Genomic DNA, 24,787 nt, shown 5'->3' with positions numbered 1-24,787 from the left:
GATGTTGTCCTTGGTTAGGGGTGAATGGATTGGAGAAGCGTTCGGAATGCGGCGCCGATCCACTGCATCTCCGCACGCGCGGGTTCCGAAAAATGCTGTGCGCGCAGAAAGCCGTGGCACATGCCAGGCGCGGTCCGCGCTTCGACCGCCACCCCCGCAGTGCGCAGCGCGTCGGCAAACTCCTCCCCCTCCGTGCGCATCGGATCATGTTCCGCCGAAAGGAGGATCGTGGGAGGAAGCCCCGCGAGATCGGCATGGAGCGGTGCGGACACGACCGTCGCGTCCCGCGCGGCGCAATCGTGCCAGGTGGCGATCATCGACTCGATCACCGCGCGCGGCAGGCCCGGATCGTTGGCGAGCGCATAGGCCTCGCGCTGCGGATCGAGCGCATAGACGCCATAGCAGAGCAGCTGCCCGATCAGCGCCGGGCCGTCGCCGTCGCGCGCGCGCATCGCAACATGGGTCGCAAGGCACGCGCCCGCGCTGTCCCCCGCCACGGCGATCCGCGTGGGGTCGATCATAAGCGGCCCGGCCATCCGCGCCATCCAGCGCAGCACGCCATGGCATTGCGCGATCGTCGCACCCGGCGTCGACTCCGGCAGCCGCGCATACTGGACGCTAACCACCACCGCGCCGCACGCCTCGGCCAGCGCGGCGGCAAGGCAGTCGTAAGTCTCGATGCTCCCAATCGTGAAGCCGCCGCCGTGCAGATACAGAATCGCGGGCAGCGCACCCTCCCCGGCCGGGCGATAGATGCGAACAGCCGTCTCGATCGCCACATCGGGGACATAGCTGTCGGTCACCCGCATCCCCGCCGGGCGCGGACCCGCGATCCGATGCGCATCGCGATCCGCGATCAGCCGCGCCGCTTCCAGCGAAACCGCAGCTTCGGGAGGGCGCCGGACTGCAGCCAGATAGTCCGCAATCCCCTCGGCCAGCAGCGGTGCGTCAGCCATGATCGGTCCCGACGCTCCGCACCCATCCTCCTGTCGTGCCGCGCTCCGGCATTTGCTATCAAGGTTTAGCTTGACGAGATCGGGTGCCATGCTGAATGGCGTTTGTAAATAGCAAGCGACGGAGAGATGCCCGATGTTCAATTCGGCGGTAAAGCGCAAGCTGGAGGCGGGGGAGACCGTCTTCGGCAGCTTCTTCAAGGTGGACTCCCCGGCGATCGCCGAACTCTATGGCCTGGCCGGATTCGACTTCCTGATCGTCGATGCGGAACATGGCTGCTTCACCCATGGCCAGATCGAGAACCTCATCCGCACCTGTGAACGGATGGGGATGAGCAGCATCATCCGCACTCCGGACGCACAGGAAACGAACATCCTCCACGTCCTCGACAGCGGCGCCAGCGGCATTCAGGTGCCCTCGCTCAAGTCCGCCGCCGAGGTCCGCGACCTGATCCGCAAGGCGAAATACTGGCCGCAGGGCGAACGCGGCTCCGCCCGCGCCTGCCGCGCCGCGGGCTATGGCACCGTCCCCGACTATGAAACGCGCGCCAATGCCGAGACGCTGGTGAGCGTGCATGTGGAGAACAAGGAAATGGTCGAGGATATCGAGGCGCTGTGCGCGATCCCCGAACTCGACGTCGTGTTCATCGGCCCGGGCGATCTCAGCCAGTCGCTCGGCCATCCCGGCAATGCGAGCCATCCCGATGTCGTCGCGGCGATCGACCGCGTGATCGAGGTCGCGGCGGGCCGCAAGCATATCGGCACCGTCGTCGGCAATGCCAAGGCACTCGACTCCTATGTCGCGCGCGGCGTCCATTATATCGCCTGGCTGTCCGACCTCGGCATGATCCGCGGCGCGCTCAACGGAGCCGCTGCCAATTTCGCACCCTATCGCGCAACGGGAGATGGCAAATGAAACGCCCCGCAGGCGGCCGTGGCCGCGAACTTGCCGCCGTCGCGCCCCTGCTCGACGAACTCACTCAGGACATTCTCTACGACAAGGTGTGGGAGCGCGGCGAACTCTCGCCCCGCGACCGCAGCCTCATCACCATCACCTGCCTGATCGCGCTCAACCGCGAACAGACGCAGGGGCATATGGAGCTGGGCCTCGAAAACGGGCTGACCGTCGAGGAACTGGGCGAAGCGATCGCGCACATCGCCTTCTATGCTGGCTGGCCCGTCGCGGTCAGCGCCGCGCGCAAGCTCAAGACGCTGGTCGACGCACAGAAAGCGCCGGACTAACCCCGCCCCAGGAACGGGATCTTGTTCTGCACGACCAGCGCCTCGTAGAAATTGAGGTGATCGGGCAGGTCGGCCATGTGCACGATGACGTCCGCCGCATCCTCGGGCCGCGCGACCAGATCGTCGGGCAGGCTGCTCATCCCGCCGCCCAGTTCGGTCGCGACGATGCCCGGATGGAACACCGACACCGCGATATTGTCCGCACGGCAGTCGATCGCAAGCGCGCGCGTCAGACCGTCGAGCCCCCATTTGCTGGCGGTATAGGCCGGGCTGTTGGCGCGCGGCACCTTGGCCGAGATCGACCCGACATTGATGATCCGCCCATGCCCCTGCGCGCGCATGATCGGGATCGCGCCCCGCGCGCACAGGAAGGCGGAGGTGAGGTTGGTGTCGATCACCTTGCGCCACAGGTCGAGCGGCGTGTCCTCGGCAGGCGTGCTGTCGGCGATGCCGGCATTGTTGACCAGTACATCGACCCGCCCGAACCGCGCCATCGCCTGTTCGAACAGCGCGGCCACCGCATCCTCGTCGGTCACGTCGGTGGCGACGGCCAGCGCCTCGCCCCCCGCCGCCCCCAGCTTTTCGACCAACAGCTTCAGCCGCTGAGCGCGCCGGGCGGCGAGAACAACCTTCGCCCCCCTGGATACAAAGGCCAGCGCGCACGCCTCCCCGATGCCCGAGCTCGCGCCGGTGATGATAACGACGCGCCCCAGTAAGATGCTCATCCGGCCGCCTTCTCCGCCTGGCTCGAGACCAGCGCCAGCGGATCGTCCGCGACCACCGCCAGCCCCCCGCCGCGATCGGAGCGGGTATTCTCGAACGTCCCCGCTTCCTTCTTGCGCAGGCCATAGGAGCGCACCGGTTCGATCTCGTCCTTGGCGATCTCCGCCATACGCGGCTTGCGCGCCAGCGCCGCCGCGATATGCGGCGCCAGTTCTTCCTTCTTCTTCGCCAGTCGCGCGTCCTCGTCGGCCTTCAGCCGCGGCATCACCTTGTCCGCGAACAGCTGAAGCGATTCGCAGATATGGTCGTGATTGGCCGGGCCGGTCTGCTGGACGAAGATGATCTGATCGACGCCGACATCGGCATAGGCCTTGCAGTGCTCATACACCTGATCCGGCGTGCCGATGCCGCCATTGCCGTGATTGTCCTCGATCCCGGCCTCGGCCTTTTTAAAGCCTTCCCAGACGTTGGAATGGCCGGGGACATGCTTGCCGAACGCCGCGTAGAAACCGAGCGAATAGCCGAAATATTTGAACCCCTCGGTCCCGCGCGCAATCGCTTCCTGCTCGTCCTCATTGACCGACAGCGCGGTGACGATCGCGAAGTTGGCGTTCACCGCATGTCCGATCGGCACGCATTCCTCGGACCGGATGATGTCGTAATATTCCTGCACCCATTTGCCCGCCTGCTCGGGCGCGGCAAAGCCGAACACGAGCGCCCCCATGCCGTTGCGCGCGGCATGCAGGATAGTATCGCGGCGCGAGCACGCGACCCAGAGCGGCGGGTGCGGACCCTGCAGCGGCTTGGGCACGATGTTGCGGGTCGGCATCGAGAAATGCTCGCCCTCGAACCCCGGATAGGGCGTCATGGCGAGCATGTTGGCAGTCTGCTCGGTCGCCTCGCGCCACATGCCCTTTTTGTCGTCGGGATGGACTCCGAACCCTTCCAGCTCAACCGCGGTGCCGCTCTCGCCGGTGCCCCATTCGACGCGACCGTTGGACAGCAGGTCCAGCGTCGCGATCCGCTCGGCGACGCGCGCGGGGTGGTTGATCTTGGGCGGCATCACGCAGATGCCATGGCCCAGCCGCATCCGCTTGGTCCGCTGGCTCAGCGCGCCCAGGAACACTTCCGGCGCGGAGCTGTGCGAATATTCCTCCAGGAAATGATGCTCGACCAGCCAGGCATAATCATAGCCGAGCTTGTCGGCGAGTTCGAGCTCGTCCAGCGCGTTGTGAAAGATCACGCGATCCTTCTCGGCCGTGAACGGGGCCGGCGACTGATGCTCATAGAACAGGCCGAATTGCATGGCGTAACCCTCCGCTTCCTCTCCCGCCCGACCTTTTCGACCAGCGCGGCACTAAATGACAGCCAGGCTTATAACAGGTGTGCTGACAAATTGGAAGGGATAAGCAGCCTGGCTGATATAAATGCCCTATGCGGGGAGCGGTGCGGCGCGCGCATAGCCGCCGTCCAGATAGATCAACGGATCGACATCCCCCGCGACATCGACGCTCAGCACCTCGCCGATCACCACGGCATGGGTCCCATGCTCGACATGCTTTTCGTAGCGACAGAAGAAACTCGCCTGCGCGTCGCGAAGATAGGGAGTGCCATCCTCCCCCGCACCCCAGTCGCCCAGTTCGAACCGCGCCTCGCCCTTCAGCTTGCCCGCGCACGCATTCGACACGGCGAGCTGATCGCGATGCAGGATGTTGACGCAGAAGGCGGCGCCCGCGGTGAGCGGACCGTGCAGGCTCGCGCTCTTGTTGACGCACACCAGCAACGACGGTGGGTCCATGCTCAGCTCGCTCACCGCCGTCGCGGTCATCGCCCAGCGGCGCTCGTCATGCCATGCGGTGATGACCACCACCGCCTTGCCCAGCCGCCGCAACCCGGTGCGCAGCTGCTCGGCGACCGTCGGCGCCACCGCGTCTGTCACAGCCGTCTCAGGCATCGCCACCCAATCCTTCCCTGCCGATGATCCGCAACCCATAGCCTTCGATCCCGGACAATCGCGCTTCGCTGTCGGTCAGCAGCACGATGTCCCGCACGCCCAGATCCAGCAGGATCTGCGCGCCCACGCCATAATCGCGGATGCGCTGTTCGCTGGTGGGCGTCAGTCCGTTGGTGCGCCGTTCGGAAACCGCGCTGACCGAAGGATCGCGGATGAACACGATCACTCCCGCGCCATCATGGCCGCCAATCCGGGTGAGCGCGCGCTGCACATATTCCCGCCGGTCGGTCGGGGGACCCAGCATGTCGGACACGAAGTCCAGCCGGTGCATCCGCACCAGCGTCGGCAGGTCGGGCGCGATCCGCCCGCGCGATAGTGCGACATGCTCGACCTGGTCGATCATGCTGCGGAACACCGTCAGGCGGAACCCCTCGCCATAGACGGTCTCGAACGCTTCCTCATGCACGCGCGTGACGCAGCGTTCCGTGCGGCGGCGATAGGCGATGAGGTCGGCGATGGTCCCGATCTTGAGCCCGTGGAGCTGCGCGAAGGCGACCAGCTCGGGCAGCCGCGCCATCGACCCGTCGTCGTTCATGATCTCGCAGATCACCCCCGACGGCATCAGCCCGGCGAGCCGCGATACGTCGACCGCCGCCTCGGTATGGCCCGCGCGCACCAGCACGCCACCGGGCCTGGCGACCAGCGGGAAGACATGGCCCGGCGAGACGATATCGTCGCAATCCTTGGTCGCGTCGATCGCGACCGCGATGGTATGCGCGCGGTCCTGCGCGGAAATCCCCGTCGTCACGCCCTCGCGCGCCTCGATCGAGACGGTGAAGGCGGTGCGGTGGCCGCTATTGTTGTCGGCGACCATCGGCGGCAGGCGCAGCTTCTTCGCCCGCTCCTCGGTCATCGCAAGGCAAATCAGGCCGCGCGCGTGCCGGGCCATGAAGTTGATCTGCGCAGGGGTCGCGAACTGGGCGGGGATGATGACGTCGCCCTCATTCTCCCGGTCCTCGGCATCGACCAGGATATAGGGATGTCCGTCGCGCGCCGCCTCGATGATCTCCTCGATCGGGGAGATCGCATTGTGCAGATCGTCCGCGTGCATGGTCGCCTCAATATGCACCGGCGGCCTTCAGCGCTTCGCGGGCATGGCGCCAGCTGTCCGAACCGGCGGGCAGGCCGACATAGATGGTGGCGTGAAGCAGGATCTCGCGAATCTCCTCCTTCGTCACGCCGTTCGCCAGCGCACCGGTGATGTGGTTCTTGAGCTGGTCGGGGCGCGACTGGCCGATCAGCAGCGCGATCGTTAGCATCGATCGCGTCTTGCGGTCGAGTTCGGGGCGGCTCCACACATCGCCGAAGCACATCCGCGTGACCAGGTCCTGCAGCGGCTCGTTGAAGTCGTCGGTATTGTCGAGCGTAGCGACCCCCGGCTCGCCGAACATCTCGAACCGCATCGCGCGGCCCCGGTCGTAGCTCTCGTCCTTCTTCATGCGTCCAGTCCTTCGATGATGGTGCGCGCCGCATCCGCCGCGCGCGTAAGTTCGGCGCGGGCGGCGGCCGACACGCCGATGGCCCTCAAAAATCCGTGGATCATGCCCGGCGCGACCTGCAACGTCGTCGCCACGCCGGCGCTTGTGAGGCGGGCAGCAAGTTCCTCCCCCTCCTCCCGCAACGGATCGAGCTGCGCGGCGACGACCAGCGTCGGCGGCAATCCGGCGAGGTCCGCGCGGTCGACCGGCGCAGGCTGGCGGAACAGCCCGCCCCGGCTGCGGAACAGCGCGATATAGTTTCGCACGCGATCAGCGGTCAGCATCGGGTCGCGGCTCTGCGCATAAGCGGGCCGGTCCGGGTCCATCGCGAAGGTGCCGTAAAAGAGCAGCTGAAACCCTGGAGCAACGCCGCCCGCATCGCGCAGGTTCGCGGCGCAGGCGAGCGCCAGCAGCGCCCCCGCGCTGTCGCCCGCCACGCCAACGCGACGCGGATCGATCCGCAGCGCTTCCGCCTGCCGTACGATCCAGGCAAACGCCTTGTCGCAATCGTCCTGCGCAGCGGCATAGTCCGCCTCAGGCAGGCGGCGATAGTGGACGCTGACCACCACCGCACCCGTCGCCTCGGCCAGCGCGGCACAGGCGATGTCGAAGCTCGCGACGCTGCCCATCGCAAAGCCGCCGCCATGGAAATAGCAGATCGCCGGGCGTGCGCCCTCCCCGCCCGGGTCGAACACCCGCACCGGGATTTCGCGCCCCACCGCCGGAATATAGCTGTCGAAGCGCGTTACCCTTGGCGACAGGCCCTGCGCGAACCGCCCGGCACTCAGATCGCCATAAAGCCGCAATGTCTCCAGGTCGGGCGCAGGCGACTGGTCGCGGCACAGCGCGACATAGTCGGCGATCCCGTCGGCGGGCACGGGCGGATGCTCGGCGACAAGACCCTCGGTCTTAGCCAACCGCCTCATAGCGCACCTCGACCGGAAGTTCGGGCAGTTCCGCCAGCCGCGGCGCGACCTCGCGCGCCACCAATGTCAGATTGTCGGCGGTGTCGCGGTGATCCAGCTCGCCTGCCTGCCCCATCATCAGCAGGTTGCCGAACCCGCCGGTCTCGCCATGGAATTGGGCGAGCTGGTCATAGACCTCGTCGGGCGTGCCGACGAAGAAGAGCCCTGCATCCATATATTGCTCGATCGACCCGTCGACCGGCAGCGGCTGGCCGTTGCGCATCCGCGGGCGCATTGCCGAAGGCCCGGCCTGCAGCATCCGCACATTGGCCTCGACCGCGTTGAAGCCCCATGGATTGCGGAACTGCGGGTCGAGCCGCGCGGCGGTGGTGAAATAGCTTTTCATCTGCTCGGCGCGCTTGAACGCGGTCGCGGTGTCGTCGGCACAGGCGACCAGCGCCAGATAGGCGAGCTTGTCGTTGGTCGCTTCGCGGCCATGCGCCTCCGAATAGGCCTCGCGATAGCCTGCGAACACCGACCGCGCGACCGCGCCCGACAGGAATGTCGCGCAGACATAGTCGCGCCGCCCATATTCGCGCGCGCTCGACGCGCTCGACGCGGTGCCCCACATTGGCGGGCGCGGCTGCTGGATCGGGCGCGGCCACAGGCTGGCGGTGCGATAGTGGAAATGCTCGCCTTCCCACGAAAAATTCTCGCCCTCATTGCCCAGCGCGTCGAGGATCAGGTCGTGCGCTTCCCAGAACCGGTCCATGAACCCGGTCGGCTGGCGGTTCGACATGAACAGCTCGTATGCCGCACCCTTGACCAGCCCGACCTCCAGCCGCCCGCCCGACAGGCAGTCGACCATCGCGATCTCCTCGGCCACGCGCAGCGGGTTGGAGCGGTTGGCGAGCGGGATGCCGAGCGCGAGCAGCCGCGCCTTGCTGGTCTGCCGCGCCAGGATCGCGAGCGTCGTCATGCACGATGTCGACATGCAGGTGGCCGCGGCATGATGCTCATTGACCATGATGTTCAGGCCAAGCTCGTCAGCGAGCAGATATTCGTCGAGATAGCGGTTGAGCAATTGCCCCGCCTCGACCGGATCGCAATGATGCTGCGGCAGCGTGACCCGCATCGACCCGGGCACCCCGAAGGCGGGGTGATAGGCCTGTTCGCTGAATTGCCAGATCTTCATCTCTTGTCTCCGAACGGACGGTCAGCGGCCGGCAAAGGCGGCAATGCGCGCGGCGAGCGCGGCGGGCTGGTCGGCATGGATGCGATGGCCCGCCTCGGCGATCGTCTCGACTTCCGCCTGAGGCAACGCCGCGCGCCAGCGCTCGCGATAGGCGGCGCTCACGATCGCATCGGAATCACCCCACAGCATCAGCGTCGGGGTCGAAATGCGGTGCAGCCGGTCGGCCAGCTTGGGGTTCGACATATAGGGCGTCCAGCCATACAGGCTCGCCGCCTCGTCGTTGCGCATCAGGCGGCGGATGCGTTCCTCGGGCAATTTGGTCAGCACCGCCATGTCGCTGCCCGGCTCGGGCGCGCCGACCTGCATCCGCTTGCCGAGTTCCTGGCGCGACAGCATGAAGATATCGGCGACATGCTGCACCCGCCGGTCGGCGGTCGGCAGCCCGAGCGGCGACACCAGCACCAGCTGCGCCGCGCGCGCCGGCTCCTTGGTCAGCGTCTCCGCCGCCACCCAGCCGCCGAACGAGATGCCGACCACGACGGGCCGGTCAAGACCCAGCTGGGCCATCAGGTCGAGATAGAAATAGCCGAGATCATCGACCCGATCGAGCCGCGCAGGCCGTTGCGAATTGCCGAATCCTGGATGCGACGGCGCATGGACGGTGAAGGTCTTCGCCAGCTCGCGCAGCACCGCCGCCGAACCCTCCAGCCCGTCGATGCCGTGCAGGAACAGCAGCGGATCGCCGCTCCCGGCGGTGAACATCTCCACCCCGGTCCCGAGCAGATCGACGGTCGACAGCGTGCCGAAGTCCAGTTCGTCCAGGCAGGCCGTTTCCATCGCTCTCCACTCACCCTCGCTTTTGATACGCCCAGAGTGTTGTCGGGAGACTGATACGTCCAATTCTTTGTTCTTGAGCGATCGATGCCCCGCAAGTATGAGTTGCACATGGAGCTGAGGCATCTGCGCTATTTTCGCGCGATCGGGCGTGAGGAACATTTCGGCCGCGCGGCGGTGGCGCTGCGCGTCGCCCAGCCCGCACTGACGCGCCAGATCCGCGATCTCGAAACCGAGCTCGGCGTCGAGTTGTTCGAACGCCTGCCCCGCGGCGTCCGCCTCTCCAGCGCGGGCCGCGCCTTTCTCGACGAGGTGGAGGAAATCCTCAAACAGGTCGACCGCGCCGTCGATCGCGCCCGCCGGATGGGCAGCGGCCATCTCGGCACGATCCGCGTCGGCCTCAGCGAAATCATGGCCGCCTACGACTTCATCTCGCGCGGCCTGTTCGACTTTCGCGAGAATGAACCGTCAGTGGTACTCGACCTGCGTTCCACCGGCTCCCTCGCCCAGATCGCTGCGCTCAAGGACGGCACGCTCGACGTCGGCATCGTCTATGACGCGCATATCGACGATCGCGACCGCGAGACGCTCGATTGCGCGCCGATCGGCACCGGCGAAACGATGCTCGCCGTGCATGAAAGCCACCGCTTCGCAAACCGCAACTCGGTCATGATGGCGGAAATCGCCAACGAACCGGTGCTCGGCCCCGCACGCATATTGGCGCCGGGCTATTACGACCGCGTCATGGCCGCCTGCATCGCCAGCGGCAGCGCGCCGCGCTTCGTGCAGGAATGCACCACCAACTCGATCCTGTTCAGCCTGGTTTCGGTCGGCATGGGCGTCGGCATCGTCACCACCGCCGGGCCGCATTCGCCCAGCCACAATATTCGCCTCGTCCCGATCGCCGATCTCGGTCTCAAATTCCGGGTGATGCTGGTGTGGCGCGCGCGGGACGGATCGGCTGCGCTGCGCCGCTTCCTCGACATGATGATCCAGCGCGCAGCCCAGGCGGCCTGATCGTCGGCCTGGTCGCCAACGCTGTCCTCCCGTCGGGGGGACAAGCCTGGCGCCCGCGTCTGCTAAATGATGCGCAAAGAGGAGCCTGTGATGACCGACCCGCGCCCGCTGAACGGCCTGTATCATTTCGCCTATCCCTGCCGCGATGCCGAGGAAACGCGGCATTTCTATGAGGACATTCTCGGCCTGCCTCTGGTCAATTGCATGTTGTCGGAACGCGTGCCGAGCACCGGCGAAGAAACGCCCTATGTCCATTTCTTCTTCCAGCTTGGCGACGGCTCCTACATCGCTTTTTTCGACCTTGGCGGCGACGAGAAACCCGCCCCCTCGCCCAACACCCCCGACTGGGTGCAGCATTTCGCGATCGAAACCGACTCAGTGGAGAATGTCGAGGCAATGCGCGAGCGGCTCGCCGCGCATGGCGTGAAGACGACGCCGTTGGTCGATCATGAATTCGTCCGCTCGATCTATTTCTTCGACCCCAACGGTCTGCGCCTCGAAATCGCGGCGCGGACCGAAGCGCCCGGCTTTCTCGAACAGGCGGCGCGAGAGGCCCATGCGACGCTCGCGACCTGGAACCGGCGCAAGCACGGATAGGAGGCGTTTCGATCAGACGGCACCGGCCGGCTCCCCCACCCGGCCACCCAACGAGAGTATATTCTATGGGTGGCCGGGTGGGGGAGCGGGCCGGTGCCGCTTCGGCGAAGCCAAAACCGGACCCGATTCAAACGCGCGTGGACAGAGCGCCCCCCACTTGGCAAGGATGAACGCAGAGAAAAACGAGGCGTTCGAGGGGCCCGATGGCAGATACAGAGCAATCCCGGCGGCGGGTTCAGTCGATCGAGGTCGGGTTTCGCGTGCTGCGCGTGCTGCGCATGGCGGAAGGACCGCTACCGCTACGCGAGATCGCTGCGCGTGCGGGGATGCCGCCCAGCAAGGTGCATCTCTACCTGGTCAGCTTCGTGCGGGAGAACATGGCCTATCAGGACCCGCAGAACGGCCATTACGGCCTCGGCTCCTTCGCAATCCAGCTTGGCCTTGCCGCCGTCCGCCAGCTCGATGTCGTCGCGCTCGCGGCAGAGGCGCTGACCGACCTTCGCGACAAGACCGATTGCGCGGTCTATCTCTCGCTGTGGGGCGATCGCGGCCCGTGCATCGTCGCCAAGGCCGACGGGACGCTGCAAGGCGCCTTCTCGCTGCGTCTTGGCTATATCCTGCCGCTGACGACCAGCGCGACGGGCCTCGTCTTCCTCGCGCATCTGCCCAATTACGAAACCGATCGCGCGCTCGCGGCGCTCGCCGCCTATGAGGCGGAACGCAATCCGCGCACGCCTTCCGATCCCGAAATCGCCGAGAGCGTCGAAAAGGTCCATAAGCTGGGCTACGCCTCGACCGTCGGCAATCTCAACCGCAACTTCGCCGGCCTCGCCGCGCCGATCTTCGATTACAGCAACCAGATCGCCGCAACGCTGACGATCCTCGGCCCCAGCGAATATATGAGCCGCACCCGGCAAAAGGAATTCGTCAAGCTGCTGCTCAAGGCCGCCCACGACGTGTCGGAGCGGATGGGCGCGTTCGGTTCGCAGGACGAAGCGTAGGGATCAATCGCGTACGAAGTCGGGCGCCCGCATTCCCCTGGCCGCTGCGCCCAACCGCAGCCGCAGCGCCTCCGCCCGCGTTTCGGCATCGAGCCAGGACCGCTCATGCCCCCAAAGACTGGGGCCGTCCACGCATTCGAAGGGCTCCCAGGTCGCTGGATCGATCGACCTGCCGCCCCAGCCATATTCGATCATGAATCCCGATGGCGTCCGCGCGTAAAAGGACGTCATATGGTCGTTGCTATGCCGCCCCAGCGTCACCGCGACCCGTCGCTCTTCCAGCTGCGCCAGATCATAGCCCTGGCCGACATCGTCGAGCGATTCGAGTTCGACCATCAGATGGTGGAACCCGTCCACCCCCGTCTCGATCGCCGCGAAGCTATGGTGACGGCTGTTGAGGTGGAAAAAATACGCCTTGAACGGCCGCAGTGCATAGTCGCTGAGCCGGAAGCCGAGAAGGTCGGTATAGAAGGGCAGCAGCGTATCGAGCGACCGCGCGGTCAGCACCACATGGCCCAGCCCCAGTGATCCGGTTCGAAAGCCACTGATCGCCCGACCGGGTAAGAAGGGCGCGGCCCCTTCCGCCGCGCCGTGGAAGAATTCCACCCGGTTTCCCACCGGGTCCTGCGCAATCAGCAGCGCGGCAACGCGCCGCTGCTCTGCCTCCAGCGCGGTGCCCGCCCGCACCGGGTAGCCCGCGTTTGAGAGCCGGGCCGCGACGATGCCAAGCGCAGCGACGTCGGCGACTTCCCATCCCATCGCGGCGACCCGATCGGCCTCGCCACGCTCGACGAACACGCGCCCTGCCCGCGCATCGGTACGCAGCGCAAAGCCGCGGGAGTCGCGATCCGCGACCTCCATGCCGAGCAGTCCGGGGGCGAACTCCGCCCAGCCTGCGTCGTCGCGCGTGGCGACCGCGATATAGCCGAGCGAACGGAGCAGCATGGGCGCAATTCCACAAAATCGAATTGCACTCGACAATAACGAACGATTGGAGGCTTGTCAGCCAGGGTCTAGAGCCGCTGCACTCCTGCGCGGCGATATTCGGGAGTCAGCTCCTCGATATCGTCGCCATCGGCAGGTTCGTCGCCGCCGGCATTCAGCGAATCGAGCAGACGGACCAGATAACCGCGCAACGCCGCCTGTTCGTCGCCGTCCAGAGGGCTCAGCAGCTGCTTTTCGAGCGCGCGCGAATCCTTTTGCAGTTGCTTCAGCGTGGCGGCGCCGGTGTCGGTCAGCCGCACCTCCAGCAACCGCTTGTTGGCATCGCTCACCCGCCGCTCGATCAACCCCTTGGTTTCAAGCAACGCGATCTGCTTGATCATCGTCTGCGGCTTGACGTCGTACAGCCGCGCCAGTTCGGCCGAGGACATGTCGGGCCGCGTCGACAATGTCGTCAGGATACGAAACTGGACCGCCGTCACGTCGAACGGATTGAGCACCGCCTCCAGCCGGACATAGGCCTTATACTGCACCTGCTTGACCAGGTGGAGGATCGAATGTGCATTGGTCCCGGATGCCGGGCGAACCGTTTTCCCCATATGCCACTTACTGTCCGATCCCCATCCGCCTGTCCAGCACCGCTGCTCCGGGGGACGGCGGCACATCTGGAAATCTGCTCTGGACGCTTGTTTATTTCTAAGCCAAGCTGACAATGAATTTCGATTGTCGTTTGCATATATCAAATGGCATATGATATTCGCTTATCGAAGGCAGGCGACGCGCGACGATGCGATGCCCTGACACGGGAGGGGAATGCAGATGGCGACAACAGGCCGAGCGATCGACGTGGACAGCTTCCTCGACGGGCTCAAGTTCAACCGGTTTCACCTCACCGTCCTGATCCTTTGCACGATCCTCACCGCGATCGACGGCTATGAACTGTACATCGTCGGCTGGGTGCTGCCCGATCTCGCGCGCGATTTCGGCGTGTCGCGCACCGCGATCACCTCGGCGATGGTCGCCCAGCAGGTGGGGATGCTGCTCGGCGCCTTCGTCATCCCGCCCTTGGCCGACCGGATTGGGCGCCCCCGCCTGTTGTTCTTCTGTTATACCGGCATGGCGCTAAGCGCGTTCGCGATCCTGTTCACCTCGTCGCTGCTCCCCTTCGCCATCTGTCGCTTTATCGCCGGATTCTGTGGAACCGCGATGATCCCGATCCTCGTCTCGCTCGCTTCGGAGACCGCACCGCAACGCCTGCGATCGACGATGAGCACGATCACCGTCAGCGGTACGATGATCGGGGCACTGCTCGGCGCGCTGATGCAGGGGTTCGTGCTGGAACCGTTCGGCTGGCGCGGGGGGTTCTGGATCGCGGTCGCTCTGCCCACGATCATGCTGCCCTTCATCTATTTCCTGCTGCCCGAATCGCTGCGTTCGCTCGCGGCACGCAATCCGGGCGACCCCAAGATCCAGACGCTGGCGCGCAAGATGGATCCAACGCGCGAGGAGCCGGTGCTGCTGGTCGCCCCGCCCAAGCCCGAACGCGCCGCCGGGGCGGTGCTGTTCGGCGACGTGCTCGGCCCGGATCAGCGGATGAAGACCTTCCTGATGTGGGCGATCACCATCTCCAGCTTTGTGTTCATCACCGCGGGCGTGTGGAAGACGACGATCTTCAAGGATGTCGTCGGACTTCCCTGGTCGCAGGTGGCGCTCATCAACGGCGTCAACACCGTGGCCGGATTCATCGGCATGTTGACGATCGGTTTCTTCATCGACCGGTTCGGGTTCAAGCGGGTGATGGTCTCCACCTTCCTGCTCGCGGCGGCTTTCTCGGTGCTGATCGGGCTCACCGCGCCGACGATCGGCATGTTCGTCGCGGTCGCATTCATGGCGATGTTCCAGCATGGCGGACAGGCGAGCATACCCGCGCTCGCCGCTGCCCTCTATCCCCCGCGCAGCCGCGCGACGGGCATCGGCTGGGCCTATGGCGCGGCGCGTGTCGCGTCGATCTTCGCGCCTTTGTTCGGCGCCTTCGTGCTGGGCGAAGGGTTCGGCGCGATCACCATCTTCGCGCTGCTCGGCGTCCCCCTGGCCTCGGCGGGCATCTTCACCTTCTGGCTGATGAGCCTCAAGGGCGCACCCAAGCCGGTGCGCGCCGGTCATGGCCACTGAGGGACAGGCGCCTGCGGTCGACGCGCACGCACATGTCTTCACCCGCGCCATGCCGTTCGCGGCGGACGCGCATTCGCGGCCCGATTACGACTATGGCGTCGACGCCTGGCTCGCCGATCTCGACCGCCACGGCATCGCCCATGGCGTGATCGCGGCGGCGAGCCTGTTCAACGACGGCAACGCCTATACGCTCGCCGCCTTGGCCGCGCATCCCCGTCGGCTGCGCGGGACGGTGATCGTTCCGCCCGAAACCGATGTGGCGACGTTGCGGCAGATGGCCGATCTCGGCGTCGTGGGCGTGCGCCTGACCTGGCGACGGATCGACGAATTGCCCGATCTCGACAGCGACCCGTGGCGCGCATTCCTGCGCCGCATCGCCGATAGCGGGCTGCATGTCGAACTGCTCAGCCGCAGCGCCAGCCTGCCGCATCTGCTTCCCGCGCTGGACAAAGCGGGGGTACGGATCGTGATCGATCATTTCGGCGTCCCCTCACGCGACAACGCCGAACGGCACGTGGGCACCGATGCGCTATGCCGCGCCCTCGACACCGGCCGTGTCTGGGTAAAGCTGTCCGCCGGGTTTCGCATGTCGTTCGACATCGCTGCGGAAGTCACGGATCGACTGCTCGCGCATGTCGGTCCGAATCGTCTGCTTTGGGGCAGCGACGCCCCCTTTGTGAACCATGAAGGCAGCACCCGTTTCGGCGACACGATCGATCTCTACCGCCGCCTCGTCCCCGATCCCGCCATCCGCGCCGCGATCGACCGGACGGCGCTCGCCCTGTTCTTCAATGAGGAAAGCCCCGCATGACCCGTCCGATGACCCGCCGCGAGCGCGCCGCCGCCACCGCCGAACTCGAAATGGGTCTCGCCGATTTCTGGCATGACGTGGACACCAACTGGGGTCGCAACGCGGGCGATTATTATGCGCCCGAAGGAGTCTACAGCTCCGGCAAGCTTCATCTCGAAGGCCGAGAGGCGATTCAGGGCTTCTACAGCTGGCGCGAGGATCGCGGCGAACGGGTGGCGGTCCATGCCTACAGCAACTTTCGCGCCGAGTTCGACGATGCGGGCGGGGCGACCGCCAACTGGTATATGCTGCTCTGGGCCGCCGACGGCGCCGCGCCGCAGGAAAGCACCGCCCCCACCCGCATCAGCCGCGCCACCGAGACCTTTCGCTGGGACGAAGGCGAACAACGCTGGCTCTGCACCCGGCGCGAACTGGTCAACCTGTTCAAGGGCGGCGCGCAACTGAACTTCAGCGGTTAGGCCCGCTCGCAAAAATCGACATTGCCGGGATGAAAAAGGGGCACCGCACGGGCGCCCCTTTCCCCTATTGCGTTGCCCTTGCTCAGAAGCGCACGCGGGCGCCGATCGTGAAATTGCGGCCGACCTTGTCATAATATTGACCATTCGTCGGGAAGTTCAGAATTGTATAGGGGATTGGTGGCGGATCCTTGTCCAGCAGATTGTTGATCGCCCAGAACATTTCGAACTTCTTGTTGTCGCCGACGAAAACTTTCCCGAACAGGTTGAAATAGGCGACAGCGGGAACGTCATTGTCGTTGATCGTGTTCGTGGGCAGCGTGTTGTACGTCACGTCCTGCACGCCACTGCTGATGAAGATCGTTTGCAGGGTCAACTCCCACGCCCGGTTGCCAATCGTCTGCGACAGATTGCCGCGGAAGCGCGGGATCGCACCGAGGTTCGACCAGCCATTTTCGCCGGCCCGGTCGACCGGCGCTGCGCCGGTTCCCGAGTCGACAAAGGCGTTGAAGATATAGGTTCCGCTGGCCGACATGCTGTAACGCCCGCCCTCGCCCAGGAAGCCGACATTGCTGGCATAGCTCAGCGTCACGTCGATGCCCTTCTGCTCGAACGCGCCCACATTCAGCGACCCGGTGATGAGACCGGTGTGGATGCGGTCATTGGGATCGGCGGTGTTGGTATCGGGGCCGTATGAGAACAGGCCGCAGAAATAATCGTCGCCATTGCTGCACAGATTGGCGATGTTCACCGTGGAGAGGTTTGTGATCGCGTCGCTGATCTTGATATTATAGTAATCGACCGACAGACCGAACCCCCGCAAGGCGCCCGTTCCACGATAGGCCGCGCCGATGGTCAGCGTATCGGCAAATTCCGGCCCGACATCCGGATTGCCCCGGCTGGTATTCTGGGGGATCGACGCACTCTTGGTCACGCCATCGACCACCAGGGTGACGGTGTTGGTGACGTTGCTTCCCGGACTGAACAATTCGTTGATCGCGGGCGCGCGAATGTCACGCGAGCGGGCGACACGGATGTTGAGCCCGTCCACCGGCTCCCAGGTACCGCCGAGCTTCCACGCCGTCTGCCCGCCCACCGTGCTGTAATCGGCATAGCGGAAGGCGCCGTTGAGGTTCAGCCCCTGCAGGAACGGCATGTCGCGCGCCAGCGGAACGGTCGCCTCGATATAGGCCTCCTTGACGTTGAACGCCCCGCTATAGGGAACCGCATTGCCAGCCGTCAGGAATCCGTTGTTCGCACCGATCTCGTCCGCGGTCAGTTCCTGGGTTTCGCGGCGGTATTCGCCACCGAATGCCACCGATACCGGCCCGGCCCAGGTCGAGAAGGGCTCGCCGACCATGTTGGCGCCAAATGCCAACTGATCATATTTGACCTCCGACAGGCCGGAGCCCCAGATATATTGGCGCGCGGCTTCGGTGAAATTATTCTCGCCGAACAGGTTGAGCGGCTGGCACCCGGCTGCGGCCGGATTGCCCTGCAACACCGCGCGACAGACGATATCTCCGCTCACCGGATCGCGCACGGCATCGATCGCGAAGTTCAGATTGGCGCGCACCGGATTGCTGAAGGTACGCGATGCATAGTTGTTCACGCCATAGGATGCGTGCGCGTCCCATTTCCAGGATCCGCCCAGACGCCCCTCGAACCCGACAACGGCGTGCGGCGTTTCGTTGGTGACCTCGTAGAAATTCTGGCCGATGTCATAGGCAATGCGGCTGATGTTGAACGACTGGGTCGTTGCAGGCAGCAGCGCCGCCACCGATGCGGGGATATAGGGGTTGTCGCGCTGGATGGTGATCGTCGGCAGGCGGATCGCGATGCCGTCAAGGAACCCGACCGATCGCGAATAGCCACCCTCGATATAGCCGGTCAGCGAATCCGAAAATTCGAAATAGATGCTGCCATAGGTGGTGAAGCGCTCGACATCGGGCATCTGCGCGACGCCCTTGATGATCGATTGGCCCTCGCCGCCAATCATCACCTGGCCACCGAAGATATCCCCCTTGTCGAACGGACGGATCGACCCGTCGGGGTTGAACGTCATGTTGTTGAGGCCGGGGATATTGCTGGTGATGACGCCACCCGAACCCAGCGACGCATGGACGTTGGGCGAAAGGATGAAGGCGGGCTGGCCAAAGCCCGGCGTGCCCGGCGTCGTCCGCTGCGAATTGCTGACGATCATCCATTCCTCGCGACCCCAGTCGCGCGAATAGATGTCCTCCATGCCGTTGTTGTTCGAATAGTCCGCGCTGATGACGACATCGCCACGGCCGTCGGCAAAGCTGGTACCCGCGATGAAGCCCAACCGCTGCGTCGCATAGTCGCCGCGCTGCGAAATGCCGGCCTGACCGGTCACTTCGACGCCCTCATATTTCTTCTTCATGATGATGTTGACGACGCCGGACACGGCATCGGAGCCGTAGAGCGCGGATGCGCCGCCGGTCACCACATCGACGCGCTCGATCATGTTGGTCGGAAACAGATTGAGGTCGGTCGTCGTCGGAACGCCCAGATTGCTGGCCGGAGCGAAGGGCACGACGCGCGATTGGTTGACCAGCACCAGTGTGCGCTGTCCGCCCAGTGCGCGCAGATCGGCGGTCGCCTGTGCGGGGCTGGAGGTGTTGGTGGCGTTCGCGCCCGGCGAGCGGGTCGCCTTGAAAGCCGGGTTCTGGTTGAGCACTTCCATGACGGTGGTGACCGCCTGCCGCTCCAGCACCTCGACACCGACGACCTGGGTGGGGGTCGGCGCCTGGAGGCCGTTGGTCGCGGTACGGGATGCAGTGATGATGACCTCATCCGCGGCGGGCGCGGCGGTCTCGGCCTCATCCTCCTGCGCAGACGACGCCTCCTGCGCAACGGCAGTGTGCGCGGCAACGGCGGTTGCGGTCAGCGCGGTGGTCGCCAGCATCCGATGGAACCACGACGCAGCACGACGATCGATTGAGCGTGTCATATTAGCCTCCCCTCCAGCAGATGGGGTCGGCTTAACGCCGCTCTCCCACCGGTTAGTTTCGCTTCGCCGCCTGTTGCGCAGTTCCTGTCGCGCGATTCGCGGCAGGAAAGAGCCCGGGACGATATTCTAAATAAACGAACGATGATTGTTTATGACAGATAAGCCAGGCTGACAACCCCCAATATCATAATACCGAATGCCGTTCGCTTTGATACAATATCCGTCTTCTATCGTGCGCGTGCCTCCGCCAGGACGCTGGGGTCAATCAATCCGGCCAGCACCGCGCGAGGCCGCACCGCCCTGCCCTCCTGCGCCGCAAGCCATTGTTCTTCAGACTCCAGCGTGTCGAGCAGGTCGGGCGGAAGCGCGGCCGGGAAGGTGAGTGTCGGCCAGGCGCGCGCAACCTCGTCGAGCGAAAACCCCGCAGTCGCGGCGACCAGCTTTCGCGCGCGTTCGGAATCGCGCCCGATCGCCTGTGACGCATCGATGATCGCGCGGACAAAGGCGACGATACGGCGCCGCTTGTCCGGATCGGCGAGGTTGGCGGTCGTGGTATTGAGGTTGAACAGCTCACGATAGACGCCGTCGCCCGGAAATTCGACGCGGTCCTCCCCCAGGGCCAGCGCCGCATTGCCGCCATGCGGCTCCCAGATCGCCACCGCATCGACCTCGCGTCGCGCCAGCGCCTCCGCCATCCCCTCGATCGGCGAGATGCGGACCGGGACGATATCCGTGAAGTCGAGCCGCACCTGCGCCAGCATCCGGGCCAGGAAGAATCCGGCAGATGTCGTCGCGATCGTTGCGATCCGCTTGCCCTTGAGGTCGGTGAGGCTGGCGATCCCGGCGGAGCGCCGCGCGATGATGCGATAACGCCCTTCGGTCACCGTCAGGATGATGCGGATTTCGGGATTGGCGACCGAATAGCGCAGTGCCTGTGTCTCCGCATGGGTGGCGACATCGGCAGGTCCTTCGTCCCCCAGCCCCGCCACCCGCGCAGCGCCAACCAGATTGCCGATACCCCCGTTACGCACGATCGCACGCCCCGGATAATGGTCGCGCGCTGCGAGAAGGACCGGGGCGATCTCCAGCGTCGCGGTGCTGCCGCGCACCGCCAGCGGCCCCGCCCCGCCCCCGGCAGGTTTTCCGCTCCGCGCGCATCCGCCGACGCATAAAGCGGGCAGCCCCAGCAGCGCGGCGACCGCGTCCCGCCTGTTCGCCATCACATCCTCCCGTCAATATCCGCCGGCCTATTCCACAACCGGCGTTGCAACCGTCACCTGATCAGAGCGTGTCGCGCACCAGTGCGGCGCCCGCCACCATCGCTTCCATCTTTGCATAGGCGATGTCACGCGGCACATATTTGAAGCCGCAATCGGGGGCGACGATGATCTTGTCGACCGGCACCTCGGTCATCGCGCGACGGATTCGCTCGGCGACCTTCTCCGGCGTTTCGACGCTGGGGTCGTTGAGGTCGATCGTCCCGACCATGATGTATTTGTCGCGCAACGGCCGCAGCTCGGCAGGGTCGAGATTGGGCTGCGCCGTTTCGACCGAGACCTGATCGACCCGCGTGCCCGCCAGCTCGCCCAGATAGTCATAGCCATGAGGCCGGTCGCCGTGGATGATCGCGGCATAGCCGAAGCACAGATGCAGCGCAGTCACGCCCTCGACATCGCGCAGCGCCCGGTCGATCGCCCTGGGGCCATAGGCGCGCGCCTTTTCGGGACGCGCCTGAAGATAGGGCTCGTCGATCTGGACGATATCGGCGCCCGCGGCGAACAGGTCGCGAATCTCCTCGTTGACCGCAGCGGCATAGTCGAGCGCCAGCTCCTCCTCGCTCTCATAGAAATCATTCTGCGCCTGTTGGGTCATGGTGAACGGGCCGGGCACGGTGATCTTGATCTTGCGGTCGGTATGGCGGCGCAGGAATTCGACATCGCGCACCTGCACCGCATGCTTGCGGCGGATCTTGCCGGTGATGCGCGGGACCGGATTGGGATGGCCGCTGCGATCGAGCGCGGTGCCGGGATTGTCGAGATCGACCCCCTCCAACGCGGTGGCGAAGCGGTTGGAATAGCTTTCGCGCCGCATCTCGCCATCGGTCAGGATGTCGATCCCCGCGCGCTCCTGCATATGGATCGCGACGATCGTCGCATCGTCCTGCGCCTCGTCGAGAAACTCCGCAGCCGGGCGCCACAATTCCCGCGCGCGCACCCGGGGCGGAAACCGCCCGGCCAGCCGCGCGCGATCGATCAGCCATTCGGGCATTGCATAGGAACCCACCAGCGTCGTGGGAAGCAGCTTGTCCATGTCCATTCCTCTCCATCGGAACCCATCGCCGCGACAGGGTCTCACCCCTGCACAGATACGAACGCATTTATATAATGACGAACGAATAGGAGGGTGGGAAGGCAGATTCGGAAACCGTCGCATACCCCGTCGCTATCGGAAGCAGGCTGATAAAGAATTGGACTGTTCGTCATGAGCGAACGAAGTATGATAAATACAAAAACGAAAATGATGGAGGGGAGTAATGAAGGATTCGATCCGGCAGGGCACCGTGTTGCGAGCGCAAGGTGCGACCGATCCGCTGGAGGCGCTGTCGCGCCGCACCCGCACACATATCAAGCCCCTTCACGCGACCGCGCTGTTCGCGCTGCTCGCCGCGGGTCCAATGTTGTCACTGCCCGGCGTCGCGCACGCACAGGAGGCACCTCCTGCTGCCGAACCCGCCGAACCGGCTGACGACGCCGTCGAGGCGATCACCGTCACCGGCACCCGCATCAGCGGCTTCACCGCCCCCACCCCCCTCACCACGCTGCGCAGCGAGGATATCGAGCTCAAGGCGGCGAGCACGGTCGCCGACCTGCTCGACGACGTGCCGCAGCTGCGCGTGAACCAGAATATCGGCAAGTCGAGCGAGCCGATCGGCGCCTCCAACGCCGACCTTCGCGGCCTGGGCAGCCAGCGCACGCTGGTGCTGATCGACGGGCGCCGCGTCGCCTTCACCGACCCCGCCGGCACGATCGATACCAATATCATCCCGGTATCGCTGATCAGCAGCGCCGAGATCGTAACCGGCGGCGCCTCGGCCGCCTATGGTTCGGATGCGGTGGCGGGCGTGGTCAATTTCGTGCTCGACAAGAATCTTCAGGGGTTGAAGCTCGACGTCTCGTACGGCCAGACCATCTATGACGACCATCGCCGCCCCTCGGTCAGCGCGGCCTATGGCACCAAGCTGCTGGACGACCGGCTGCAACTGACCTTCGCGGGCGACTATCTGCGCAACAGCGGCCAGACGTCGCAGGCGGAACGCCCCTGGGGCGACAACCAGACCGCGTTGCTGACGAACCCGGCCTACACCCCGACCAACGGCCAGCCGCGCCTGATCATCTCGGACAATGCCCGCTTCACCCAGATGACCGCAGGCGGCGTCATCACCCGCAGCAACGGCAATCCCAATGCCACCGGCCCCTCGCTCGCCCAGCGGCTCGGCTTTGCGGCGGGCAGCGGGGTCCAGTTCGACGCCAATGGCAACCCGATCCCCTTCACCTACGGCACCAATATCGGCGGCACCTTCATGACCGGCGGCGATGGCGCACAGGTCACCGATGGCGGCAACATCATGCCGCAGATCGAGCGGATCACCGGCTATGGCGGGCTGCGCTTCGACATCAGCGACAGCGTGACCTTCTTCACCGACTTCCTCTATTCGCGCGTCGACACCCTGTCCGATCTGACCCCCAATCCGGACAATGGCGGCATCACGATCCAAAGCGACAATGCGTATCTGGCAACCTCGATGCGCAACGCGATGGCGGCCGCGGGCATCACCAGCTTCACCATGGGCCGGATGAACTATGAGGATGGCTATTCGCTGTTCGACAGCCGCACCGAAAGCCGCCGCTTCACCTTCGGGGTCGAGGGCCGGTTCGGCAATGGCTGGACGTGGGACGTTTCGGGGCAGATCAGCCGCAACGATTATGAGCAGCTGAGCCATAACAACCGGATCAACGCCCGCTGGTTCCTGGGGCTGGACAGCGTGATCAACCCGGCGACCAACCAGCCGATCTGTCGCGCGCTGCTCAACAACCCGAACCCCACCGCTGCGCAGGATCCCTATGGCGATATCCGCTCCTGCGTGCCGATCGATCCCTTCGGCGCCGGGGCGGTCAGCGACGCCGCGCTGGCTTATTATCGCGGAACCTCGTTCACGCGCGCCAGCCAGCATCAGGACGTGTTCGCCGCAAACCTCTCGGGCAGCCCCTTCTCGACCTGGGCGGGCGAGGTGAAGATCGCAGTCGGCGCCGAATATCGGCGGGAGAAGACCACGCTCACCTCGGACGCCGACTCGGCGGCGCGGCGCTGGCGCTCGGTCAATTCCCAGCCGTTCAGCGGCGAGTTCGACGTCAAGGAAGGCTATGCCGAGATCGTCGTGCCGCTGGCAAAGGACGCACCCTTCGCCGACAATCTCGATGTCAACGGCGCGATCCGTTACACCGATTACGAGCTGAGCGGCGGCGTGACAACCTGGAAGGTCGGCGTCAATTATTCGCCGATCCCCGATGTCCGGTTCCGCGCAACTTTGTCTCGCGACATCCGCGCGCCGAACAATTGGGAGCTGTTCTCGCGCGGCAATCAGGTCATCAACGCGATCGTTGACCCGCGCACCAACATCTCGCGCCAGACGGTTCAGATCACCAGCGGCAATCCCGCTCTGGAGCCCGAAAAGGCCGATACCTTCACCGGCGGCGTGGTGTTCCAGCCAGGCTTCCTTCCGGGCTTCAGCGCCTCGATCGATTATTACCGCATCAAGATCAACGGCGCGATCGCGACCGTGGCGCCACAGAATATCGTCAATTTCTGTGAGGAAGGGCGGACCGAATTCTGCGCGGGCGTGATCCGCGATCCGGTCAGCGACATCATCACCCAGGTCAATGTGACCCCGTTCAACGCGGATTCGCTCAAGACCAGCGGGGTCGACGTCGAGCTGCAATATCGCTTCGATCTGGGCGGCGGGCGGCTCAACCTGCGCGGCCTCGCCAACTATGTCGCGGAAATCTCGACCACCTCGAACGGCGTCACCAATGACTATGTCGGCCTCGCCGGCATCTCGCCGCCGCCGCAGGGGTTGCCCGAGTGGCGCGTCAATATCGACGCCAATTATTCGATCGGCGGATTCAAGCTGGGCGCCAGCTATCGCTATGTCGATGGCGGCAAGTTCGACACGCGGTTCAACACGCGCGTGCTCGATATCGCCGACAACACGGTCGCCGGACGCAGCTATGTCGATCTTTCGGCGGCCTACAAGCTGACCTCGGCGGTCGAAATCTATGGCCGGGTCGAGAACCTGTTCAACACCTATCCGCCCGTGACGCCGAACGGCATCACCCAGCCGACGATCGCCAACTCGCAATTCTTCGACCGGCGCGGTACCTTCTTCGTGGTCGGGGGGCGCCTGCGGCTCTGACCCG

At 65.1% G+C, this 24,787-nt stretch carries 23 protein-coding genes; 9 read left to right on the top strand and 14 right to left on the bottom strand.

Features of this window, described 5'->3' with window-relative positions:
* Positions 1 to 14: 14 nt before the first annotated feature.
* Positions 15 to 956 (bottom strand): alpha/beta hydrolase, encoded by a 942-nt coding sequence (locus FPZ54_RS17955; protein WP_186456834.1) that lies wholly within the window; start codon positions 954 to 956, stop codon positions 15 to 17.
* Between the two features lie 133 nt (positions 957 to 1,089).
* Here FPZ54_RS17955 and FPZ54_RS17950 point away from each other — a divergent pair, with 133 nt between their 5' ends.
* Together FPZ54_RS17950 and FPZ54_RS17945 are read left to right on the top strand one after the other, a co-directional pair.
* The gene (locus FPZ54_RS17950) at positions 1,090 to 1,869 is read left to right on the top strand and encodes an HpcH/HpaI aldolase family protein (RefSeq protein WP_145849179.1); all 780 of its coding nucleotides are present in this window, start codon (positions 1,090 to 1,092) and stop codon (positions 1,867 to 1,869) included.
* Entirely contained in the window at positions 1,866 to 2,195 is a 330-nt protein-coding gene (locus tag FPZ54_RS17945; protein WP_145849178.1) for a carboxymuconolactone decarboxylase family protein, read from the top strand. Before FPZ54_RS17950 ends, FPZ54_RS17945 begins: the two co-directional genes overlap by 4 nt.
* Here FPZ54_RS17945 and FPZ54_RS17940 read toward each other — a convergent pair.
* The 8 genes from FPZ54_RS17940 to FPZ54_RS17905 all read right to left on the bottom strand — a co-directional run bounded on the left by FPZ54_RS17940 (position 2,192) and on the right by FPZ54_RS17905 (position 9,347).
* Positions 2,192 to 2,920 carry an SDR family oxidoreductase gene (locus FPZ54_RS17940; protein WP_145849177.1) on the bottom strand — a complete coding sequence of 243 codons (729 nt, stop codon included), beginning with the start codon at positions 2,918 to 2,920 and terminating at the stop codon, positions 2,192 to 2,194. The two genes, FPZ54_RS17945 and FPZ54_RS17940, sit on opposite strands and share 4 nt — an antisense overlap.
* Positions 2,917 to 4,224 (bottom strand): LLM class flavin-dependent oxidoreductase, encoded by a 1,308-nt coding sequence (locus FPZ54_RS17935; protein WP_145849176.1) that lies wholly within the window; start codon positions 4,222 to 4,224, stop codon positions 2,917 to 2,919. The genes FPZ54_RS17940 and FPZ54_RS17935 overlap by 4 nt, the downstream gene beginning before the upstream one ends.
* 126 nt (positions 4,225 to 4,350) lie before the next feature.
* Positions 4,351 to 4,872: a flavin reductase family protein gene (locus tag FPZ54_RS17930; protein ID WP_145849175.1), complete on the bottom strand. Its 522-nt coding sequence runs from the start codon at positions 4,870 to 4,872 to the stop codon at positions 4,351 to 4,353.
* The gene (gene ribB / locus FPZ54_RS17925) at positions 4,865 to 5,983 is read right to left on the bottom strand and encodes a 3,4-dihydroxy-2-butanone-4-phosphate synthase (RefSeq protein WP_145849174.1); all 1,119 of its coding nucleotides are present in this window, start codon (positions 5,981 to 5,983) and stop codon (positions 4,865 to 4,867) included. Before ribB ends, FPZ54_RS17930 begins: the two co-directional genes overlap by 8 nt.
* A gap of 7 nt (positions 5,984 to 5,990) precedes the next feature.
* The gene (locus FPZ54_RS17920; RefSeq protein WP_145849173.1) at positions 5,991 to 6,371 is read right to left on the bottom strand and encodes a carboxymuconolactone decarboxylase family protein; all 381 of its coding nucleotides are present in this window, start codon (positions 6,369 to 6,371) and stop codon (positions 5,991 to 5,993) included.
* Positions 6,368 to 7,336 carry an alpha/beta hydrolase gene (locus FPZ54_RS17915; protein ID WP_145849172.1) on the bottom strand — a complete coding sequence of 323 codons (969 nt, stop codon included), beginning with the start codon at positions 7,334 to 7,336 and terminating at the stop codon, positions 6,368 to 6,370. The genes FPZ54_RS17920 and FPZ54_RS17915 overlap by 4 nt, the downstream gene beginning before the upstream one ends.
* Complete coding sequence (locus tag FPZ54_RS17910; RefSeq protein ID WP_145849171.1) at positions 7,320 to 8,510, bottom strand: LLM class flavin-dependent oxidoreductase; 1,191 nt, start codon at positions 8,508 to 8,510, stop codon at positions 7,320 to 7,322. The genes FPZ54_RS17915 and FPZ54_RS17910 overlap by 17 nt, the downstream gene beginning before the upstream one ends.
* Before the next feature lie 21 nt (positions 8,511 to 8,531).
* A complete protein-coding gene (locus FPZ54_RS17905; RefSeq protein ID WP_186456833.1) occupies positions 8,532 to 9,347 on the bottom strand; it encodes an alpha/beta fold hydrolase in 816 nt (271 codons plus the stop codon).
* Positions 9,348 to 9,455: 108 nt separating this feature from the next.
* On the opposite strand from FPZ54_RS17905, the gene FPZ54_RS17900 reads away from it, so the two are divergent.
* The 3 genes from FPZ54_RS17900 (at position 9,456) to FPZ54_RS17890 (ending at position 11,959) form a co-directional block, all read left to right on the top strand.
* Positions 9,456 to 10,361: a LysR family transcriptional regulator gene (locus FPZ54_RS17900; RefSeq protein ID WP_186456832.1), complete on the top strand. Its 906-nt coding sequence runs from the start codon at positions 9,456 to 9,458 to the stop codon at positions 10,359 to 10,361.
* Positions 10,362 to 10,451: 90 nt separating this feature from the next.
* Positions 10,452 to 10,958, top strand: a complete 507-nt coding sequence (locus FPZ54_RS17895) for a VOC family protein (protein ID WP_145849168.1) — start codon at positions 10,452 to 10,454, stop codon at positions 10,956 to 10,958.
* A 203-nt stretch (positions 10,959 to 11,161) separates the two neighbouring features.
* Complete coding sequence (locus FPZ54_RS17890; protein ID WP_145849167.1) at positions 11,162 to 11,959, top strand: IclR family transcriptional regulator; 798 nt, start codon at positions 11,162 to 11,164, stop codon at positions 11,957 to 11,959.
* Between the two features lie 3 nt (positions 11,960 to 11,962).
* On the opposite strand, the gene FPZ54_RS17885 is transcribed toward FPZ54_RS17890, so the two are convergent.
* On the bottom strand, positions 11,963 to 12,904 hold the full coding sequence (locus tag FPZ54_RS17885; RefSeq protein WP_145849166.1) for a VOC family protein: 942 nt from the start codon (positions 12,902 to 12,904) through the stop codon (positions 11,963 to 11,965).
* Between the two features lie 68 nt (positions 12,905 to 12,972).
* A complete protein-coding gene (locus FPZ54_RS17880) occupies positions 12,973 to 13,500 on the bottom strand; it encodes a MarR family winged helix-turn-helix transcriptional regulator (protein ID WP_186456831.1) in 528 nt (175 codons plus the stop codon).
* Positions 13,501 to 13,720: 220 nt separating this feature from the next.
* On the opposite strand from FPZ54_RS17880, the gene FPZ54_RS17875 reads away from it, so the two are divergent.
* From FPZ54_RS17875 to FPZ54_RS17865, 3 genes are read left to right on the top strand one after another with little or no spacing between them, the layout of a single operon-like run.
* Positions 13,721 to 15,073 carry an MFS transporter gene (locus FPZ54_RS17875; RefSeq protein WP_186456830.1) on the top strand — a complete coding sequence of 451 codons (1,353 nt, stop codon included), beginning with the start codon at positions 13,721 to 13,723 and terminating at the stop codon, positions 15,071 to 15,073.
* Positions 15,063 to 15,884, top strand: a complete 822-nt coding sequence (locus FPZ54_RS17870) for an amidohydrolase family protein (protein WP_145849163.1) — start codon at positions 15,063 to 15,065, stop codon at positions 15,882 to 15,884. The genes FPZ54_RS17875 and FPZ54_RS17870 overlap by 11 nt, the downstream gene beginning before the upstream one ends.
* Entirely contained in the window at positions 15,881 to 16,342 is a 462-nt protein-coding gene (locus tag FPZ54_RS17865; RefSeq protein ID WP_145849162.1) for a hypothetical protein, read from the top strand. The genes FPZ54_RS17870 and FPZ54_RS17865 overlap by 4 nt, the downstream gene beginning before the upstream one ends.
* Positions 16,343 to 16,424: 82 nt before the next feature.
* On the opposite strand, the gene FPZ54_RS17860 is transcribed toward FPZ54_RS17865, so the two are convergent.
* The 3 genes from FPZ54_RS17860 to FPZ54_RS17850 all read right to left on the bottom strand — a co-directional run bounded on the left by FPZ54_RS17860 (position 16,425) and on the right by FPZ54_RS17850 (position 21,623).
* Positions 16,425 to 19,313 carry a TonB-dependent receptor plug domain-containing protein gene (locus tag FPZ54_RS17860; protein ID WP_145849161.1) on the bottom strand — a complete coding sequence of 963 codons (2,889 nt, stop codon included), beginning with the start codon at positions 19,311 to 19,313 and terminating at the stop codon, positions 16,425 to 16,427.
* 227 nt (positions 19,314 to 19,540) lie between these two features.
* Positions 19,541 to 20,533 carry an ABC transporter substrate-binding protein gene (locus FPZ54_RS17855; RefSeq protein WP_145849160.1) on the bottom strand — a complete coding sequence of 331 codons (993 nt, stop codon included), beginning with the start codon at positions 20,531 to 20,533 and terminating at the stop codon, positions 19,541 to 19,543.
* 61 nt (positions 20,534 to 20,594) lie between these two features.
* Positions 20,595 to 21,623 carry a uroporphyrinogen decarboxylase family protein gene (locus tag FPZ54_RS17850; protein WP_222428327.1) on the bottom strand — a complete coding sequence of 343 codons (1,029 nt, stop codon included), beginning with the start codon at positions 21,621 to 21,623 and terminating at the stop codon, positions 20,595 to 20,597.
* 223 nt (positions 21,624 to 21,846) lie between these two features.
* Between FPZ54_RS17850 and FPZ54_RS17845 the strand changes: the two genes are divergently transcribed.
* Complete coding sequence (locus FPZ54_RS17845; RefSeq protein WP_239019632.1) at positions 21,847 to 24,783, top strand: TonB-dependent receptor; 2,937 nt, start codon at positions 21,847 to 21,849, stop codon at positions 24,781 to 24,783.
* Positions 24,784 to 24,787 lie beyond the last annotated feature (4 nt).

The sequence above is a fragment of the Sphingomonas suaedae genome, from assembly GCF_007833215.1.
Lineage (GTDB): Bacteria > Pseudomonadota > Alphaproteobacteria > Sphingomonadales > Sphingomonadaceae > Sphingomonas > Sphingomonas suaedae.
Note: the sequence above shows the minus strand (reverse complement) of the source record. Positions and strands in the feature narration are given on the sequence as shown.